The 18,256-nt window shown below is 31.9% G+C and carries 18 protein-coding genes, 1 pseudogene and 1 riboswitch; of the genes and pseudogenes, 14 read left to right on the top strand and 5 right to left on the bottom strand.

Annotation, left to right across the window (positions count from 1 at the left end; all coding sequences use genetic code 11):
• Positions 1–923 (top strand): M23 family metallopeptidase (locus RBH29_RS04690; protein WP_306695570.1); only part of this gene is annotated, 923 nt, incomplete at its 5' end.
• 5 nt (positions 924–928) lie between these two features.
• Positions 929–1,822, top strand: a complete 894-nt coding sequence (locus tag RBH29_RS04685) for a site-2 protease family protein (RefSeq protein ID WP_373463292.1) — start codon at positions 929–931, stop codon at positions 1,820–1,822.
• Positions 1,823–1,907: 85 nt separating this feature from the next.
• Here the strand turns inward: RBH29_RS04685 and metF are convergent, their stop codons facing one another.
• Entirely contained in the window at positions 1,908–2,780 is an 873-nt protein-coding gene (gene metF, locus RBH29_RS04680) for a methylenetetrahydrofolate reductase [NAD(P)H] (protein ID WP_306695568.1), read from the bottom strand.
• Positions 2,781–3,268: 488 nt separating this feature from the next.
• Between metF and RBH29_RS04675 the strand changes: the two genes are divergently transcribed.
• The 7 genes from RBH29_RS04675 (at position 3,269) to ribH (ending at position 9,914) form a co-directional block, all read left to right on the top strand.
• Positions 3,269–3,448 carry a symporter small accessory protein gene (locus RBH29_RS04675; protein WP_306695567.1) on the top strand — a complete coding sequence of 60 codons (180 nt, stop codon included), beginning with the start codon at positions 3,269–3,271 and terminating at the stop codon, positions 3,446–3,448.
• Positions 3,449–3,647: 199 nt separating this feature from the next.
• Positions 3,648–5,288, top strand: coding sequence for a sodium:solute symporter family protein (locus RBH29_RS04670; RefSeq protein WP_306695566.1), 1,641 nt, complete (start codon positions 3,648–3,650; stop codon positions 5,286–5,288).
• Positions 5,289–5,400: 112 nt separating this feature from the next.
• A complete protein-coding gene (locus RBH29_RS04665; RefSeq protein WP_306695565.1) occupies positions 5,401–6,018 on the top strand; it encodes a PilZ domain-containing protein in 618 nt (205 codons plus the stop codon).
• A 38-nt stretch (positions 6,019–6,056) separates the two neighbouring features.
• Positions 6,057–6,206, top strand: a riboswitch (FMN riboswitch).
• A gap of 193 nt (positions 6,207–6,399) precedes the next feature.
• Positions 6,400–7,494, top strand: coding sequence for a bifunctional diaminohydroxyphosphoribosylaminopyrimidine deaminase/5-amino-6-(5-phosphoribosylamino)uracil reductase RibD (gene ribD, locus RBH29_RS04660; RefSeq protein ID WP_306695562.1), 1,095 nt, complete (start codon positions 6,400–6,402; stop codon positions 7,492–7,494).
• A 9-nt stretch (positions 7,495–7,503) separates the two neighbouring features.
• Positions 7,504–8,157 (top strand): riboflavin synthase, encoded by a 654-nt coding sequence (locus RBH29_RS04655; protein WP_306695561.1) that lies wholly within the window; start codon positions 7,504–7,506, stop codon positions 8,155–8,157.
• A gap of 61 nt (positions 8,158–8,218) precedes the next feature.
• Positions 8,219–9,448, top strand: coding sequence for a bifunctional 3,4-dihydroxy-2-butanone-4-phosphate synthase/GTP cyclohydrolase II (locus RBH29_RS04650; protein WP_306695559.1), 1,230 nt, complete (start codon positions 8,219–8,221; stop codon positions 9,446–9,448).
• A gap of 1 nt (position 9,449) precedes the next feature.
• Positions 9,450–9,914, top strand: a complete 465-nt coding sequence (ribH, locus tag RBH29_RS04645) for a 6,7-dimethyl-8-ribityllumazine synthase (protein WP_306695557.1) — start codon at positions 9,450–9,452, stop codon at positions 9,912–9,914.
• Between the two features lie 163 nt (positions 9,915–10,077).
• On the opposite strand, the gene RBH29_RS04640 is transcribed toward ribH, so the two are convergent.
• Positions 10,078–10,692 carry a PilZ domain-containing protein gene (locus RBH29_RS04640; protein ID WP_306695555.1) on the bottom strand — a complete coding sequence of 205 codons (615 nt, stop codon included), beginning with the start codon at positions 10,690–10,692 and terminating at the stop codon, positions 10,078–10,080.
• Between the two features lie 274 nt (positions 10,693–10,966).
• On the opposite strand from RBH29_RS04640, the gene RBH29_RS04635 reads away from it, so the two are divergent.
• The 3 genes from RBH29_RS04635 to RBH29_RS04625 all read left to right on the top strand — a co-directional run bounded on the left by RBH29_RS04635 (position 10,967) and on the right by RBH29_RS04625 (position 14,445).
• On the top strand, positions 10,967–12,247 hold the full coding sequence (locus RBH29_RS04635; protein WP_306695552.1) for a glucose-1-phosphate adenylyltransferase: 1,281 nt from the start codon (positions 10,967–10,969) through the stop codon (positions 12,245–12,247).
• Positions 12,244–13,365 (top strand): glucose-1-phosphate adenylyltransferase subunit GlgD, encoded by a 1,122-nt coding sequence (gene glgD / locus RBH29_RS04630; protein ID WP_306695550.1) that lies wholly within the window; start codon positions 12,244–12,246, stop codon positions 13,363–13,365. The genes RBH29_RS04635 and glgD overlap by 4 nt, the downstream gene beginning before the upstream one ends.
• 201 nt (positions 13,366–13,566) lie before the next feature.
• Positions 13,567–14,445 (top strand): YegS/Rv2252/BmrU family lipid kinase, encoded by an 879-nt coding sequence (locus RBH29_RS04625; protein WP_306695548.1) that lies wholly within the window; start codon positions 13,567–13,569, stop codon positions 14,443–14,445.
• Between the two features lie 100 nt (positions 14,446–14,545).
• Here RBH29_RS04625 and RBH29_RS04620 read toward each other — a convergent pair whose 3' ends face one another.
• The 3 genes from RBH29_RS04620 to RBH29_RS04610 form a co-directional block, all read right to left on the bottom strand.
• Complete coding sequence (locus RBH29_RS04620; RefSeq protein ID WP_306695545.1) at positions 14,546–15,304, bottom strand: enoyl-ACP reductase FabI; 759 nt, start codon at positions 15,302–15,304, stop codon at positions 14,546–14,548.
• Positions 15,305–15,541: 237 nt separating this feature from the next.
• On the bottom strand, positions 15,542–15,931 hold the full coding sequence (locus RBH29_RS04615) for a DUF4363 family protein (protein WP_306695543.1): 390 nt from the start codon (positions 15,929–15,931) through the stop codon (positions 15,542–15,544).
• Positions 15,932–16,621: a DUF421 domain-containing protein gene (locus RBH29_RS04610; protein WP_306695540.1), complete on the bottom strand. Its 690-nt coding sequence runs from the start codon at positions 16,619–16,621 to the stop codon at positions 15,932–15,934. It lies immediately after the preceding gene.
• A 276-nt stretch (positions 16,622–16,897) separates the two neighbouring features.
• Between RBH29_RS04610 and RBH29_RS04605 the strand changes: the two are divergent.
• Positions 16,898–17,521: pseudogene (locus RBH29_RS04605) on the top strand (potassium channel family protein); the annotation flags it as partial.
• 36 nt (positions 17,522–17,557) lie between these two features.
• Positions 17,558–18,229, top strand: a complete 672-nt coding sequence (locus RBH29_RS04600; protein ID WP_306695537.1) for a potassium channel family protein — start codon at positions 17,558–17,560, stop codon at positions 18,227–18,229.
• Positions 18,230–18,256: the final 27 nt, after the last annotated feature.

The following is an 18,256-nucleotide window of genomic DNA, read 5'->3' as shown; positions in this document are numbered from 1 at the left end:
GATGTGCTATACAAGTGGACGATATTATGATAAGAAACAGATATCCGAGACAGTCAATTCAAAATCGGAGAAAGACAAGAAAGATTAAAAAGTCAAAAGAGGAACGGGAATCCTTTACCATAATTCAAAAGCTGATATTACAAACGGTTTTATGCGTATTATTGCTGACTTTTGGAGGAATTATTAAAGGTGTAGATAGCACTGTTACAAACTATCTTGAAAATAAAATAGTAGCTGCATTAAGTTATAACATTGATATTAAAGGATTTTTTTCTCAAATAGATGACATTATTCAAAGAACAGATGGGTTAAATTCCGATACAGGTATTTTGAAAACTCAAGATGATAATAGCAGTTCAAACAGCCAGAATGAAAATTATAATATAAATGATAATGATTTGAGTTTACAGGAAAAGGATATATCTGATGAAATTCTTTTTGAAGAAAAAATGGTTGACAGCATTAGTTATAACAGTGATGATGAAATTTTTGCAGAGGATAGAGATTTTTTATCAGAGCATAAAGAGTATTCGTTTATTATTCCTGTAGGGGGGACAATATCCTCTTTCTTTGGAGAACAGCTTAATATGACAGGTGATATTTCTGAATATAGTAAAGGAATTAATATTGAAGCTGGGATGGATACTTCTATAAAAGCAGCTTATAGTGGAGAAGTGTTGGAAACTGGAGAAAATTCAGAAAAGGGGAATTTTATAAAAATTAAACATGGAAAAAACATGGTGACAATTTATGCCTGCTGTTCAAAAGTACTAGTAGAAAAAGGTCAATATGTTGACAAGGGAGATATTATAGCAAAGGTAGGTAACACAGGGAAGTTTAAAAATCCGTCTCTTTATTTTGTATTACTTAAGGAGGGCGTGCCTGTAAACCCTCTGGATTATATTGGTGGTTCGGTTGAGTAGGACACATAAAAAAACAAGGAGGTTTTTTTATAGTAATTTTAAAAAAACCTGTTAAAGTAAGAGTAAATCTTATTTTTATTGGATTTATTGCAATAACAATATATTTTAATTATTTTATTGAGTATAGCATTATATTTTTCTCAATGACAGTTCATGAATTGGCTCATGTTTTTACAGCAAAATTAATGAAATCTAGGATAGAGTCAATTAAAGTATTGCCCATAGGACTAAGTGCAGCTATTGAGAATAACCATTTATCTTTAGTAAAACGTAGCATTGTTAATATCAGTGGTCCCATTGCGAACCTTCTACTTTTCATTACATGTTTTATTTTAAAAGCATATTGTGTAAATAATATGCTTTTTTTTATCTATGCTAACATTTCACTGGCTGCATTTAATTTATCACCGGTATTCCCTTTAGATGGAGGCAGGATACTAAAAGACATTTTTGAAGAGAAGTTTGGTTTATTTAAAGCTTCAAAATATATAAGAATAATATCCACTGGATTTTTAATATTGTTGTGTTTTTTAGGGTGTGTTCAGTATTTTACCAGCAAATACAATATTAGCTTGCTGGTTTTAGCAATATATTTTTCATTTATTTTAAAGAATTATAAAATGGAGGTAGCATTAATGAACATTAAAAATCTCATATACAGGAGATCAAGATTTAAAAAAAAAGGTATCTATCCAGTAAGAGAGCTTGTAGTGCTAAACACAAAAAAACTGGGGGATATCATAAAGAGTATGGATTTTGATAGATTTCATATTTTATATGTACTAAACGAAGACATGGATCTTGTTAGAGTGTTTACAGAACAGGAAGTATTGGATTACATAATCAAATACAATGCAGAAATCTCTTTTGAAGAAGTAATGAAAAAGGAATTGGTTTAGCTTTAGCTAAACCAATTCCTTTTTTCTTACAAAAACTATATGTACTTCATCTTTAATATACATACCCTTACTGTGTTCACTGTGATTAGTTTTGTGGCATATTAAGGTTTTGGAGAATCCTTTTTGTAGATTTAGCTCTGTTCATAGTTAAAAGGTGGATGCCATCAACACCATTGTCTATTAAATCTTGTATTTGGTTACTTGCATATTCTATTCCTGCTTTTAGCATATCATCTGGATTGTCACCATATTTGTCCATCATAATAAGTAATTTAGCGGGAATTGACGTACCACAAAGAGAAGCCAATTTTTTAATTTGGTCTGCTTTAAAAACAGGCATAATGCCAGTTGTTACAGGGCAGGTGATTCCTAAAGCTAAGGCTCTATCCAAAAAGTCATAAAAAATTCTATTATCAAAAAACAACTGTGTAACTAAAAAATCAACTCCTTTATCAACTTTATGTTTTAAATTTATAAGGTCATCTTTGATACGGCAACTGCCTATATGTCCTTCAGCATATGCGGCAGCAGCTATACAAAGATCGTTCTTCTTTTTAATATGTTCTATCAATTCGCTTGCATATTGGTATACATTCTTGCTAAAATCGAAATCAGGTTGATTTGCTGGAGGGTCTCCTCTTAGGGCTAATACATTATCTAACCCATGCTTTTTTAAAGAGTCCAACAGGGCATCTATTTCTTCTTTAGAATGACCTACGCATGTAAAGTGTGCCATACTTTCGATATTATAGTCTTTTTTTATTTTTGTCGCAATTTCAATGGTGCGATCTTTAGCACTGCCGCCTGCACCATAGGTTACACTCATGAAATCAGGTTTTAAAGCTTTAAAGTCACTGAGCTTATTATATATAGACTCTATAGGCATATCCAGTTTAGGTGGAAATATTTCAAAGGATATTACAGGTTTTTTAGTTTTAAATAGTTCAATAAGTTTCATTTCTAATTCCCCTCTTTTTTATAGACTATTTTCTTTAATCACATATCAGAAATATTTACTATAAACAATTATATCACAGAAATACATTCTGTCAAATATATTTAAATACACCTATGTACAATTAAATAATATGTATATACAATTAATTTAATTTTAGTACAGTTATCTTTTAATTTGGTTCCATAATTGTAGGTGTAAAAAATAATATTTTAAAATAAATGAAAATATTCCTTTTATATTTTGAATATAAATAATATATGCACCTGTCATGTAAGGAAGTATATTATTTATGTAAAATAAGATTGATAACAAGAGTTTTTTTTAGTAAAATGAAGTTAGAGATTTTATATGACTTTCATAGGAGTACTTTTTCACTCTGGTATTTTCAAATGTTGTAAAAGGTTACATATTTGTGTAAATCCAGTAGCGATGGGTACGTAAGGCAAGAATCATTACAAAGGTGTAATGCTTTGAAGGGGGGGAGTATTTTGTTGGGTTTACCTGATTTTTGGATTTGGAGTGTATATTTATTATGCATTTTAAGTACAGTTGTATGTGTTGTCTATGGTCTTTTGAATTGGAATAAGGGGATAGAAAGTGAAGAAATGGATATTAAAGAAGAGGAAACATGGGAAGAAAAAGAACGAGAGATAGAATCAAATCTTTAAATCCAAATAAACAATGAGATATTACTGCGTTTATAGGACTTGCAGTTTGGAATAAGAGAACAGGTCGATTATTCAGGAAATAGCTTGATCCTTAAGATTAACGTATTTTATCAGGTGCACTTTATAAAAAGTGTATACTTTTCAAAAAGCTATATTATCTGGTTTTTTGATTATACTTTAATTTTAGGGAGGATTAAAAATGGATTCATATACGATTAATTTATATACTATTATTTTAATAGTTGTTTACTTGTCAGTAATTGCATTTCTAGGTTATATCGGATATAAACAAACAAAAAGTTCACAGGATTTTATGGTAGCGGGAAGAAAAATTCATCCTCTAGTAATGGCGTTATCTTATGGAGCTACCTTTATCAGCACAGCTGCTATAGTAGGTTTTGGAGGTGCTGCGGCTAATTTTGGGATGGGAATTTTATGGCTTACTTTTTTAAATATATTTGTTGGAGTTTTTATTGCTTTTGTATTTTTTGGAAAGAGAACCAGGAAAATGGGTCATAACCTTGACAGTCATACTTTTCCGGAACTTTTAGGAAAAAGATTTAACTCTAGATTTATTCAAATTTTTTCAGGAATAGTAATTTTTATTTTTATGCCAATTTATGCTTCTTCTGTTTTAAGAGGTGGAGTGGCATTTATGGAGTCTTTTTTTGGAATGTCTTTTGAGGTGGCTCTTTTGCTTTTTGTCTCAGTTGTTGCTATATATGTTTCAATGGGAGGCTTAAAAGGAGTTATGTATACAGATGCATTTCAAGGATCTATTATGTTTTTGGGAATGATATTTTTGCTTATTTTCACATATGCAAGATTAGGCGGAGTTGTCAATGCTCATAATCAACTTACAGAACTCTTTAATAATTCTTCGGTGCAAGAACAGACAATGAACAACATTCAGGCAGGTTTTAGAGGTTGGACATCAATGCCTGAATTTAATTCGCCATTTTGGTGGGCTTTAGTTTCTTCAATAGTTATGGGAGTAGGTATAGGTGTTTTAGCACAGCCACAGCTTGTGGTAAGGTTCATGACCGTTAAAAGTAACAGGGAGCTTAATAGAGCAGTTGTTTCAGGTGGAGTATTTATTTTAATGATGACTGGCGTTGCTTTTATTATGGGAGCTTTATCTAATGTAATAATTTTTGAAGATACAAATAAGATTTCAGTTGTTGCAGTTGGTGTTGATAATATAATACCTCATTATATAAGTAATTATGTGCCTGAATGGTTTGGCACAATATTTCTTTTAGCACTTCTTGCAGCTGGTATGTCGACATTGAGTTCACTGTTTCACACTATGGGAACTGCAATAGGAAGAGATGTATATCAAAAGGGGTTTAAGAAAAAAGAAAATTCTCTGCTGATTACCAGAATCGGACTATTGATTGTTATTGTTTTAAGCACTGTTTTAACTTGGTTGTCAAATGAACTTGATGCAAGCATGGAAATAATAGCTAGAGGGACTGCTCTGTTTATGGGGCTTACTGCTGCTACATTTCTTCCAGTATATGTAGGGGCTATATATCTAAAAAAGATGCCTAAGGCATCAGCAATTGGTGGAATTGTATCAGGTTTTGTAAGTAGCTTTATATGGATATTTTTCATTCATAGTGCAAATGCGTCTAGTTTGCAACTTTGTAGACTGATATTTGGAAAACCTTTTTTAGTGCAGGGAACATCTCTAGAATTTCTTTCTAATTATGACCCTGTGATTATTGCACTTCCGATATCAATTGTTGTAACTGCTGTAGTTTGGTTGATATATAAATTTAACAATAAAAAAGATATTGATCAAAAACATGTAGAAAAGTGTTTTAAGGGAATATAAAAGGATAAAAAAGGAAGTCTTTATACACCCAAAGACTTCCTTTGCTTTGACATTAGTTAAAAACAGTATTATAATAATAGTAAGTGAATAATTTGCTTCAGGAGGATATCCTATGAATTTAATTAAGTCTGGTGATTGTATTACTGTAAGGCACTATTCTAGTATCAAGTCTTATAAAAGTATTGTAACTGATGTCTATGAAGATAAAATTAAAATTCAACTAACAAAGGATTTTGCTGTTTTGGATTTTTCAATAGGAGATCCTGTTGTTTTAGGTGTGGAAAAAGATGGAGAGATGTATGTGATTGGGTGCGATATAAAAGAAATTGACGGAAAAGAAAGAATATTGGAAGTGGTAATTGACAAATCTGAAGAAGAAGCAAGTCAAAGAAGGCATGAAAGGTTTCCAGTTTCTTTATATTCTGATGTCAGAGGAGAATTTGGAAGGAAAAAGCATCTAGGATTAATCAAGGATATTAGTTATTACGGGATGCTTATTTACTCTAAAGTAGATTTAGAGGCAGGTGATGAAATTGAAATTGATATATACATGGATAAAAAAATGATATTTTTAAAAGGTGAAATCATGAGAAAAATGCCAAATAAAAACCATATTGAATACGGAATAAGAGTTATTTATGAAGACATAAGTGCAATGAACTATATGAAAGACTATTTGAGAAAGCAAAAACAAAAACAAATAGATTCTATAAAAAATTCCTTGACTTAAGAAAATTACTATGGTATATTTTATTAAAAATTAATACTTTTTATCTTCAGGGATAGGTGAAATTCCTTACCGGTGGTAGGTAGATAATTTCTACAAGCCCACGAGCCTTTTTAGGCAGATCCGGTCAAAGTCCGGAGCCGACAGTAAAACGTCTTTGTGCGTGAAAGTCTGGATGGGAGAAGATATGATTAACTCTTTTAATTAGTATAAATTCTCCCTGTGAAGTTTTAGGGAGATTTTTTAATTTTAAAAAGCCAAATTTTTTAGAAAAACTAAAAATGGAAGTTTTAGGTAGGAACTTAGAAATAGATAAAATGCCTTAAGATAAAGATAATATTTTTGAAGTTTTTGAGATTTTAAGTTTGCAGAATGGAGAGTTTTATGTATAATCATGAATATTATATGAAAAGAGCGATAGAGTTAGCTAAAAGAGGATGGGGAAAGACAAATCCTAATCCTCTTGTAGGAGCTGTTATTGTTAATAATGACAGGGTTGTTTCTGAAGGTTTTCATGAAATTGTAGGATGTGCCCATGCTGAAGTTGCTGCAATTAATAATACTAATTCTTCTTTAGCTGGAAGTACGATGTATGTCAACTTAGAGCCTTGCTCTCACTATGGAAGAACGCCGCCCTGTACAAAAGCAATTATAGAGGCTGGGATAAAAAAGGTTGTTATTGCAATGATAGATCCTAATCCAAAAGTTTCAGGGAGAGGGGTTAACATTTTAAAAGAAGCAGGTTTAGAAGTAGAAGTTGGAGTGCTAGAAAGTGAAGCGAAGATTTTAAATGAGATATTTATAAATTATGTGGTTAAAAGAAAGCCTTTTGTAATTATGAAAACAGCCATGACATTAGACGGAAAAATTGCATCCTCTTCAGGGCATTCTAAATGGATTACGGGGACTCAGGCGAGGCGGCATGTACATACCTTGAGAGATAGAGTAGCTGCCATAATGGTAGGTTCAAACACAGTTATAAAAGACAATCCTTTTTTGACTACAAGACTTGAAGAAAAGGAGGGGCAAGACCCTTTAAGAGTTATTGTGGATGGTCAGGGGATTGTGCCAGAGAGTAGTAATGTATTTAATTCTGACTCAAAAGCACCTGCGATACTTGCAACGACCTGTTCAATTGACAAAGATAAAGAAGAAAGATTAACAAAAAAAGGTGTAAAAGTGATAAAAACAGAAGGAAGGCATGTGAATTTAGATCAATTAATGTGTGAGCTATACAAGATTAATATAGACAGTGTATTATTGGAAGGGGGCGGCAATCTTAACAGCCATGCTATTTGTTCAAAAATAGTAGACAAGGCAATGTTTTTTATAGCACCAAAGATAATAGGAGGTAAAAATGCTGTTACTCCTGTTGAGGGAGGGGGAATAAATAAAATGCAAGATGCATTAGAATTAAAAGATATTTCGTTAAGTAAGTTTGGTAATGATATTTTAATTGAAGGTTATTTTAAAGAATAGGAGAAGGATATGTTTACAGGCATTATTGAAGAAATAGGGATAGTAAAAAAAATAATACCGTCAAGTAAGTCGATTAAATTAGCTGTTCAGTGTATGAGAATTATAGAGGATGCAAAGTTAGGAGATAGTATAGCTGTAAATGGTATATGTCTAACCATTACAAATTTTACAGGTAGAGAGTTTATTGCTGATGTTATGCCTGAGACAATGAGAAAGACAAATTTGGGAAGCTTAAAAGTTGGAGAAAAAGTAAACCTTGAAAGAGCTTTAAGATTAGGAGACCGTTTGGGGGGACACATTGTAACAGGGCATATTGACGGCACTGGAAAAATATTTGATAAATCGGAAGAGGATAATGCAATATGGCTTAAAATTACTGCAAATTCAAATATACTAAAATATATTATCAAGAAGGGGTCGGTGGCACTAGATGGAACCAGTCTTACAATTGCTAATGTTAAAGATAGAAGTTTTGAAGTTTCACTAATTCCTCTTACAGCGGAAATGACTACTCTTAGCACAAAAAAACCTGAAGATATAATAAACATAGAATGTGACATGATAGGAAAATACATTGAGAAATTGGCAAACAAAGATGCAGTAATGGAAGATTCAACTGAAAAAATAGATTTAGATTTTTTAAAACAAAATGGATTTGCTTAGTGAATAAACTCTGATTCAGAATAGGGAGGTTATTTTTTAAAGAGAGGGGAAGATTTTTAAAATGAAATTTAATAAAGTAGAAGAGGCTTTAGAAGACATAAAACAAGGAAAGATGGTAGTTGTAATTGATGATGAGGACAGAGAAAATGAAGGGGATTTAATAATGGCTGCACAAAAGGTAACCCCTGAGAGCATAAATTTTATGGCGACTTATGGAAGGGGGATGATTTGTGCACCTTTGAAAAAATCTAAAGCAGAAAAATTAAAGCTTGATCTTATGGTTGAAGAAAACAATGAACATATGAAAACAGCTTTTACTATTACTGTAGACCATAAAGATTCCACCACAGGCATTTCTGCTTTTGAAAGAGCAAATACCATAAAAGAACTTGCCAAAGAGCAAGCAAAAGCTGATGATTTTTTAAGACCGGGGCATGTTTTCCCATTAATTGCAATGGAGGGAGGAGTTTTAAAAAGAGCAGGACATACTGAAGCATCTGTAGATTTAGCACAAATGGCAGGGCTTTATCCAGCAGGCGTAATATGTGAAATAATGAATGAAGATGGAACAATGGCTAGAGTTTCACAGTTAATGGAATATGTAAAAAAACACAATCTTAAAATTATTACAATTGCTGATATAATAAGCTACAGGAGAAATACTGAAAAACTCATTAAAAGAGCTGCAGAGGCAAAGATGCCTACAGAATATGGAGAATTTAAAATAGTTGCCTATGAAAATGTTATTAGTGGTGAACACCATGTTGCACTGGTGAAAGGTGATATTTCAAATAAGGATGTACCAGTGCTTGTTAGAGTTCATTCAGAGTGTTTAACTGGAGATGCTTTTCACTCACTAAGGTGTGACTGTGGAGAGCAATTAGAGGCTGCCCTGAGTAAAATAAGTGATGAGGGTAGAGGGGTGCTTTTATACATGCGTCAGGAAGGAAGGGGCATAGGTCTTGTCAATAAGGTAAGGGCATATGAGCTTCAAGACAAAGGAAAGGATACTGTAGAAGCCAATGTATTATTAGGCTTTCCACCAGATTTAAGAGAGTATGGAATTGGTGCTCAGATACTACGTGACCTTGGCATTAACAAAATAAGACTTCTTACAAACAATCCTAAAAAGTTAGTGGGATTAAAAGGGCATGGATTAGAACTTATGGACAGGGTACCTCTTGAGATAAAAGAAAATAAGGTTAATGAATTTTATCTAAAGACAAAAAAAGAAAAAATGGGGCATATGTTATCAGAATTAGATTTAAAGGATTATAAGGAGGACAATTAAAATGGTTAAAACAAATCAAGGGAAGCTAATAGCAACAGGTTTAAAATTTGGAGTGGTGATTGGACGGTTTAATGAATTTATAAGCAGCAAGCTTTTAGGGGGAGTGATAGATGGCCTTGTAAGACATGGTGCAGAAGAGTCAGATATTGAAGTTTCTTGGGTACCTGGTGCATTTGAAATTCCACTTGTAGCTCAAAAGATGGCAAAATCAAAAAAATATGATGCTGTAATTTGTGTAGGTGCAGTAATAAAAGGTTCTACACCTCATTTTGATTATGTTTCAAATGAGATGTCAAAGGGAATTGCCAAAGTATCTTTAGATGAGAGTATGCCTGTAGTGTTTGGAGTGTTGACAACAGATACCATTGAACAGGCAATAGAAAGGGCAGGAACAAAATCTGGGAATAAAGGATATGAAGCAGCAGCGACAGCCATTGAGATGGCAAATCTTATGAAGTTTTTATAGAAATTAAGCAAGATGTCTTTAATCTGTAAATTTCAACTCACGGTTATTAAGGGCTCTAATTTTATAAGAGATATTAGATAAATTTATTTAGCCGCTTATAAATTTAATAATAAGCGGCTAAGGTATTACTAAATAGGTTTAAAAGTTTTAACAAAAACTTTTTTTAATCTTCTTTAAATTTTTTCATAAATTCTTCCTGTTCTTTTTTTAACAGCACGAGATATTTTTTTAATAAATTAGGTGTGTGGACATCAGTATAAAGAATTTTTAACCCATATTCATAGTTATGTGTATCTTTTGTTTTTCTAATGACAACAGCTTTTATATGGATGGTAATTCCAACATGTAAATCAAATTTCAATTCCTGATATAGAGGGAAGTCATGTTTTGAATGTATCATCATACCATTAAAGCTGATATTCTTCACCATGGCAAGATTCTTTGTTTGAGATTGTCCAATTCTGGCCTCTGCATAAATGGAAACAGGAAACCTTACAAATAATCTTTTATTTGTTGTTGTCTCAAAGTTGTCAATTTTTACGTTCAATGCATTTTGGGGTTTGTCCATATCTAGAAGAGTACAGCTAGATATGTAAACTTCATCCTCCAATTCATATCCAAGTACTATAGGGTCTCCAATGGAACAATTTAAAAGAGCGATATCTTCAACAAGTTTAACCCAAATAGTATCACTGTTTGATTCTAATACTAGACTTTTAAATAATTTTGTTCCAGAGAAATGTCGAATGGATACAAGATCTCCAACTTTTAATTCCATATTTTATCACTCCAATATTTTAGAAGTTTGTAGATTATATTTATTTGTTTTTTAGGTGAAGCTAAAAAATATAGTTCTTATGGTAAAGCTTATAATCTAACCTGTTACCTATTAAAAGAAATTAATACAATTACATTATAACATTAATTATTCATCATTAACATATTTATTTTAATTTTTTTATAATATTATTAATATTTATATGATTTTTTAGAGGATTAAATTTCTCTATATAGAATACAATAATTATACTTAAACAAGTTGGGGGGATTTAATGCAAAACAAGGAGATACTTGCATTACTGCTAGCTGGAGGACAGGGTAGCAGGTTAGGTGTACTAACAAATAAAATAGCAAAACCAGCTGTTTCATATGGAGCTAAGTACAGAATAATTGATTTTTCTTTGAGTAACTGTGTCAATTCTGATATTGACACTGTAGGTGTATTGACACAGTATCAACCCCTTGAACTCAATGCACATATCGGCATTGGTAAACCATGGGATATGGACAGGATAAATGGTGGAGTTACCATATTATCACCTTATCTCAAGGCGGAAATAGGAGAGTGGTACAAGGGTACGGCAAATGCTGTTTGTCAAAACATTCATTATGTAGACAAACATTCACCTAAATATGTAGTGATTTTATCAGGTGATCATATCTATAAGATGAATTATTCAAAAATGCTTGATTTTCACAAGGAAAACAATGCAGATGCTACTATTTCAGTGATAAATGTTCCATGGGAGGAGGCTAGTAGGTATGGTATAATGAATACCTATGAAAATGGAAAAGTTTACGAATTTGAGGAAAAACCTAAAAATCCTAAAAGTAATCTTGCTTCAATGGGTGTCTACATATTTACTTGGGAAGTTTTAAGAGAGTACCTTATTCGTGATGATGAAAATCCTCAATCAAATCATGACTTTGGAAAAAATATAATTCCCATGATGCTTAATGAAAACAGAAATATGTGGGCTTATCAATTTAGTGGATATTGGAGAGACGTAGGTACTATACAGGCGTATTGGGAGTCTAACATGGATCTTATTAGCAGGGTTCCAGAGTTTAATCTTTTTGATCCTGCTTGGAAGATATACACTCTTAACCATGTAAAACCAGCTCATTATATTGGACCTAAGGGCAGTGTGAAAAAATCTATTGTAGCAGAAGGGTGCATGGTTTATGGAAAAGTCAAAAACTCTGTAATTTTCCCGGGAGTTTACATAGATGAGGATTCTGAAATTGAAGATTCAATTGTTATGATGGATACTTCTATAGGGAAAAAGACAGTTATAAAACAGAGTATAATAGGTGAAGGTGCGAAGATTGGCAACAATGTGACTATGGGAATTGGTGAAAACATACCAAACAAAGAAAAACCAAATCTGTATTCTTCTGGTATAACAGTTGTAGGAGAAAAAGCTGAAGTTCCTGACAAATGCAAACTAGGCAAAAATGTAGTGATAGATTCATACATTGACTCTGGTGAGTACTGTTCTCTAAATATTGAGTCAGGAGAAAGTATTTTAAAGGGAGGAGAGTGTGAATGAAAAGTACAATGGGAATCATTCTTACCGGAGGTAAAAATGGCAGGCTAAGAGAATTAGCTGAGCATCGTTCAAGTACAGCGGTTCCAGTAGGTGGAAAGTATAGAATGATAGATTTTGTTTTATCCAATATGGTCAATTCAGGAATAACTAATGTTGGAGTTCTTACTCAGTACAGCTTTCGCTCTCTAATGGATCATTTAGGCTCTGGTAAGGAATGGGATTTGGACAGAAGAAATGATGGTTTATTTGTTTTTCCACCATTTCTTTCAGGAGAGAATTCAGGATGGTATCAGGGAAGTGCTGATGCTATGGTTCATAATATTACTTTTTTAGAGAGAAGTTTTGAGGAATATGTAGTTGTTGCACAGGGTAATTGTGTCTACAAAATGCCTTTTGATGGTATGCTTGATTATCACATTGAGAAAAATGCAGACATAACAATTGCATACAGAGATATGCATGATTTTCCCTATGAAGAATTGCAGTATATGGGCAATATGGATGTAGACGAAAATGGAAAAATAACAGATTTACGTGAAAAACACAAAAATCCCCAATCAACAATTTGTTCAATGGGAATATATATTTTAAAAAGAGAATTACTGATTTCATTGCTTCAAGAATGTGCTGCTCACGGGAAGTATGATTTTGTAAAGGATGTTCTTATTGAAAAGCTGAATGTACTTAATATATATGGTTATAAGTTTGATGGTTATTGGAGAAATATAAGTACAATTAATGCATATTACAGAATTAATATGGAAATGTTGAATCCTGATATTAGACGTCAGCTTTTTGCTGAATATGGTCGTGTTTATACAAAAGTTAAAGATGAACCACCTGCAAAGTATAATGAGGAAGCAGAAGTGGAAAATTCTATAGTTGCAGATGGATCTATAGTTGAAGGATCAGTTGCAGATTCTGTGCTTTTTAGAGGTGTTACAGTTAAAAGAGATTCAGTTGTTAAAAATAGTATAATAATGCAAGGCTCCGTAATAGAAGAGGGTGTGAAAATAGAACACTTAATTGTGGATAAAGGTGTTAGAATAACAAAGGGAATTAACCTTGAAGGAACCGAGGGTTTTCCAGTAATTGTGAGTAAAAATACGATAGTGTAAAAAATCATAATTAATGTATATAAAAACGGTTATTCTATTTTAGCTTAGAAAATAGAATAACCGTTTTTTGCTTGGGGAGATAACAGAATATACAAATTACAATAAATATACATACTCTTTGATTATTCCTTATATTGCATATTGTTTTGCAATATAATATAATTATAAAATAGAGTGAATAAAGAGAAGGGAAGAGTGAATATGAAGAGAGCTCTTTTAATTTATAATCCGTTTTCAGGTGTTCAGAGTACACCAAATAAACTTGATTATATAATTGACAGATTTCAGAAAAAAAATATTTTAATTCAACCATATCGGACAAGTAAAGATAATAAACATTTTATTCAAGTACTAAAAAATAATCAATTTGATTTTGTAGTGGCATCTGGGGGAGATGGGACTATAAGTAGCGTTGGAGATATACTTTTAAAGGAAAATATAAATGTGCCTATGGGATTAATTCCTTCTGGAACATGTAATGATTTTGCTTCTATACTAAATATTCCTGATAAGTTGGATAAGTGTATCGATATTATACTTTCAGGAAAAACTAAGAAAGTTGATGTTGGGCTTGTAAGTAATGAAAAGCATTTTTTTAGCTCATTTGCAGGTGGAGCTTTTGTTGAAGTGTCTTTTAGTACACATAAAGAGCTTAAAAAAAGTTTTGGCCCTTTTGCATATTATTTAAAAGCAATAAGTGAAGTTACAAGCTTGAAATCATTTAAAATGAGATTTGAAACAGATGATGAAATTATTGAGGAAGATATTTTGCTGTTTTTTATTTTAAATGGAAATCAGGCAGGAGGTTTTAATAATATAATAAAAGATGCAGATTATACAGATGGAATGATGGATATTATAATAATAAAAAATTGCAATCCTATTGAGATGGCAGGAATTTTCTTTAAAGTTTTAGGAAAAGATAATTTACAAAATAAAAATGTAATTAAACTTAGAACAAAAAAGTGTGTTATAAAAAGTTATGATGATATAGCATTGTCTATTGATGGTGAAAAAGGATGCTGTTTGCCAGTTAATATTGAGTTTAAAAATAAAGCTATAGAAGTGTTTGCAAAGTGACAAAAGACGATTCAAGATGGGGACGGTTCTTTCCTTTCATTTTATGAAAGGAAAGAACCGTCCCCATCTTGAATCCATCTTGAATTGCCCATCTTGAATTTTATATGCCCATTATGTTGTAACCGCTGTCTATATGGATGACTTCCCCAGTTAAGCCACTAGATAAATCGCTTAAAAGATATAGTGCAGACTTGCCTACATCTTCAGGAGTTATATTTCTTCTCAGTGGAGCCTTTTCTTCTACTGTATCTAATATATTTCCGAAGTTTTTTACTCCTTTAGCAGATAATGTTTTTATAGGACCAGCTGAAATAGCATTTACTTTAATGCCTGAAGGACCTAAATCGGAAGCTAAATATCTTACGCTGGTCTCAAGGGCTGCTTTTGCAACTCCCATAACGTTGTATCCAGGAAATACTTTTTCAGATCCCATATATGTAAGGGTTATGATACTTCCTCCTTCTGACATAATTTCTTTTGCACGACGAGTAACAGCTACTAGAGAATATGCACTAATATTCATAGCGTGTGAGAAACCATCCCTTGAAGTATAAACAAAGTCATTTTTTAAATCTTCAGTATTAGCATGAGCTATACTGTGGACAACCCCATGAATTGTGCCATATTTTTCTTTAATATTAGAAAATAAATTATCAATGTCTTCATCTGAGGAAATATCACATTGAAATGTAGAATCCCCACCAAGCTCTAAAGCTCCTTTTTTTTCTCTTTCACCTTGATATGTAATTATTATATTTGCACCCTCATTAATGGCGGCATTTACAATACCCCATGCTATACTCCATTTGTTTCTTACACCCATAACAAGAATGTTCTTATTAGCAAGTAAATTTCCCATTTTATACAGCTCCTTTATTTGTAATAATTTTTCCCCTTTTTAAAAAATCAAGGGTAGTATATACCCTTGATAGCAAACAACCCATTTGTAGCCCATAGTGTATTTTAAACCATTTACATTTGTTAATCTAAAAGGGCGAATGGTTCAGAACATACACATAAGACATTCTATAACTTATGCCTTTTTGTGTCAATGGTATAAAATACATATACACAAATTGAAATGGAGAATTTTTTACTAAAAGATATTACTCAAAGACAGAACTTCTCTATCAGGAATGGTTTTTAATAGCTGCTTTAAAGCAGCTATTTCAGCTAATGTTTGTGTGGAATCTTCTGCTTCTAAATATCTAGACAATCTAAATATTGAAGTGCTAATATCATCAATATCAGAATGGTCTAATAAAATACTCCAAGATTTTTCTGTTTCAGGCCATTCTTCTATAATGATTGAAAGACTATTACTAGCTAAATCCCAATTATTTTTATATGTGTTGGTCTCAACTTCAAGAATTTTTTCTTCAATTCTTTGAGAAGATGCAGAAAGAGTTCTTGAAGAGAAAAATGATGATCCTATTATCAATGCCAAAACCAGTGCAAGGCCTCCTAAAACTTTAAAGGTATGCAATTAATTTATCCTCCTTCCTTTTTCTCTAATCTGGAAATACAAATTACCTGATGAATCTAGGCTGGCAAACAAAACATCTTTCACATCTTTTATTCCAAATTTGTTTAACTCATCAAAAATCCATTTTTCATTTAAATTAGCAATCTTTAAATTATCCATATTTATATTGCCATCAATAATAAGGTCAAGGGGGGCCCCTTCATATTCTGTCTGTATATTTAGGTCTTCAGGAATTACAGGTCTTTTTTGAGATTTGGGAATAATACTTAGCTGTCCATTTGTTTCTAATATTGCAAACTCTACATCTGCAATATTTGGTATGTTTTTTATTCGCAATTGTTCTAAAAGGTCATTTATTGTATACATTTCTTTTCTGAGCTCAGGTTCTTTAAGTTTACCATTTTGTATCAAAACACTTGGTTTGCCGCAAATAATACCTCTTGCTCTTGTGCTTTTAAGGCCAATAAAAGAAAAGAGCAATTGTGCAATTAAAAGTGTAAGTATTGGAATAATACCATTCATCAAGGGAATTCCTGTATTTTGCATTGGAACAGATGCCAGTTCTGATATCATTATAGCTACAACAAGTTCAAAAGGTTGAAGTTCTCCTATCTGGCGTTTCCCCATTAGTCTCATTACTGTAATAACAAGCAAATACAATATTAGTGTTCTGACAAAAGATACTAACACAATATCATCCTTTCTTTATAATTATTAATAGTTTGCCGAATATTTTTTTTAAAATGTATAGGAATTTATGGTTTTATTTAGTTTGCAATATATAAAAAATCTTAGCAATCGGTATTAATATTGAGTGTAATTTAAATATTCAACTCTGTTCAAAGTATATTTATGAATTTAAGAGCAAATTAACATAAATTACAGTATGCAATAATAATATAAATGATATAGAATAGATGTTATGACTATTAAATAAAAATATAAACAGTTGTTTTTTGCAGGAGGAATACAATGCATGTAATTATAATTGGGTGTGGAAAAGTTGGATCAAGGTTTGCACATGTTTTATCTGAAGAGGGTCATGATGTTGTAATCATTGATAGTGACAGTAATTCGTTTAAAGCATTGCCGACAGACTTTAATGGAATAACTCTTACAGGAGTTCCTATTGATCAGGATATTTTAAAGCAGGCAGGTATAAAAACTGCAGATGCCCTAGCAGCTGTCACACCAAGTGACAATGTAAATATTATGGCTTGTCAGGTTGCAAAGGAAATATTTAAAGTTCCAAAAGTGATAGCTAGGATATATAATCCTACTAGGGAACATGTATTTCACCAATTTGGACTAAAGACGATTTGCCCCACTGATATTACAGTTGATGTAATAAAGTCTATTATGATTGGAAAAGAAGATATTCACAGACAAACTATTGGAAATTCCATGATTTTTTATAAACAGAAAAAAGTGAGTAATATTAATATAGGAAAAAAACTCAAATCCATGAAATCTAGTGAAAATTCTCATTTGTTTGGTGTTATAAGAAATGGTGAGTTTAATTTTGCAAATCCTAATTTTGTACTTGAAAAAAGTGATATACTTGTAATTGCAAATAAATCATTGAGCTAGATATTTTTGATAACTAATTTTGTTGGAGGTTAAAAGATGTACATTGTTATAGCAGGAGGAGGAAAACTTGGATACTATCTTGTTAAAACCCTTCTCCCATACAAACATAAAATTGTTATTATCGAACCACTGGAGGATATGTGCAGAAAAGTTGCAAATGACCTTCATATTCCAGTGATAAATGGAGATGGCACAGATTTAAATGTGCTTTCAGAAATAGAAGCTAAAAATTGTGATATTTTTATTGCAGTGACAGGGAAGGATGAAGATAATCTTATTGCCTGTCAATTGGCCAAGAGGAATTTTGGAGTAAATAGAACTATAGCAAGGGTGAACAATCCAAAGAACATTGAAGTATTTCAAAAACTTGGTGTAGATATAGCAGTGAGTAGCACTTCTATAATAGCTGACCTTATTGAGCAGGAAGTTGATTACTCTGGCATTAAAACTCTTTTAAGACTAAAGAGTGGTAAGCTGGTTCTAAATGAGATTGTAATAACTCATGAGTCCCCAGTGTGTAATAGGACTTTAAAGGATATAAATATTCCAAAAGACTGTGTTCTTATTTCTGTTATAAGAAATGAGGAGGTTATAATACCAAATGGTTTTACAGTTTTAAAAGAAGGAGATTATATTATCGCTGTTTCTTCAAGCAAAGATCAGATGGAACTTAAAGATTATTTTGTAGGTAAGCGAAATAAAATTTAAATTTTTCTAAAAAGCATCACCTTATAA

This window comes from Herbivorax alkaliphila (assembly GCF_030848475.1).
GTDB lineage: Bacteria > Bacillota > Clostridia > Acetivibrionales > Acetivibrionaceae > Herbivorax.
Note: the sequence above shows the minus strand (reverse complement) of the source record. Positions and strands in the feature narration are given on the sequence as shown.

Excerpts from the sequence above, each read along its gene's own strand:
- RBH29_RS04640 (WP_306695555.1), bottom strand. The coding sequence starts at position 10,692 with ATGGAATTAAAAGTTGGAGATCTTGTATCCATTCGACATTTCTCTGGA.
- metF (WP_306695568.1), bottom strand. The coding sequence starts at position 2,780 with ATGAAACTTATTGAACTATTTAAAACTAAAAAACCTGTAATATCCTTT.
- RBH29_RS04670 (WP_306695566.1), top strand. The coding sequence starts at position 3,648 with ATGGATTCATATACGATTAATTTATATACTATTATTTTAATAGTTGTT.
- glgD (WP_306695550.1), top strand. The coding sequence starts at position 12,244 with ATGAAAAGTACAATGGGAATCATTCTTACCGGAGGTAAAAATGGCAGG.
- RBH29_RS04635 (WP_306695552.1), top strand. The coding sequence starts at position 10,967 with ATGCAAAACAAGGAGATACTTGCATTACTGCTAGCTGGAGGACAGGGT.
- ribD (WP_306695562.1), top strand. The coding sequence starts at position 6,400 with ATGTATAATCATGAATATTATATGAAAAGAGCGATAGAGTTAGCTAAA.
- RBH29_RS04650 (WP_306695559.1), top strand. The coding sequence starts at position 8,219 with ATGAAATTTAATAAAGTAGAAGAGGCTTTAGAAGACATAAAACAAGGA.
- RBH29_RS04655 (WP_306695561.1), top strand. The coding sequence starts at position 7,504 with ATGTTTACAGGCATTATTGAAGAAATAGGGATAGTAAAAAAAATAATA.
- RBH29_RS04620 (WP_306695545.1), bottom strand. The coding sequence starts at position 15,304 with ATGGGAAATTTACTTGCTAATAAGAACATTCTTGTTATGGGTGTAAGA.
- RBH29_RS04600 (WP_306695537.1), top strand. The coding sequence starts at position 17,558 with ATGTACATTGTTATAGCAGGAGGAGGAAAACTTGGATACTATCTTGTT.
- RBH29_RS04665 (WP_306695565.1), top strand. The coding sequence starts at position 5,401 with ATGAATTTAATTAAGTCTGGTGATTGTATTACTGTAAGGCACTATTCT.
- ribH (WP_306695557.1), top strand. The coding sequence starts at position 9,450 with ATGGTTAAAACAAATCAAGGGAAGCTAATAGCAACAGGTTTAAAATTT.
- RBH29_RS04625 (WP_306695548.1), top strand. The coding sequence starts at position 13,567 with ATGAAGAGAGCTCTTTTAATTTATAATCCGTTTTCAGGTGTTCAGAGT.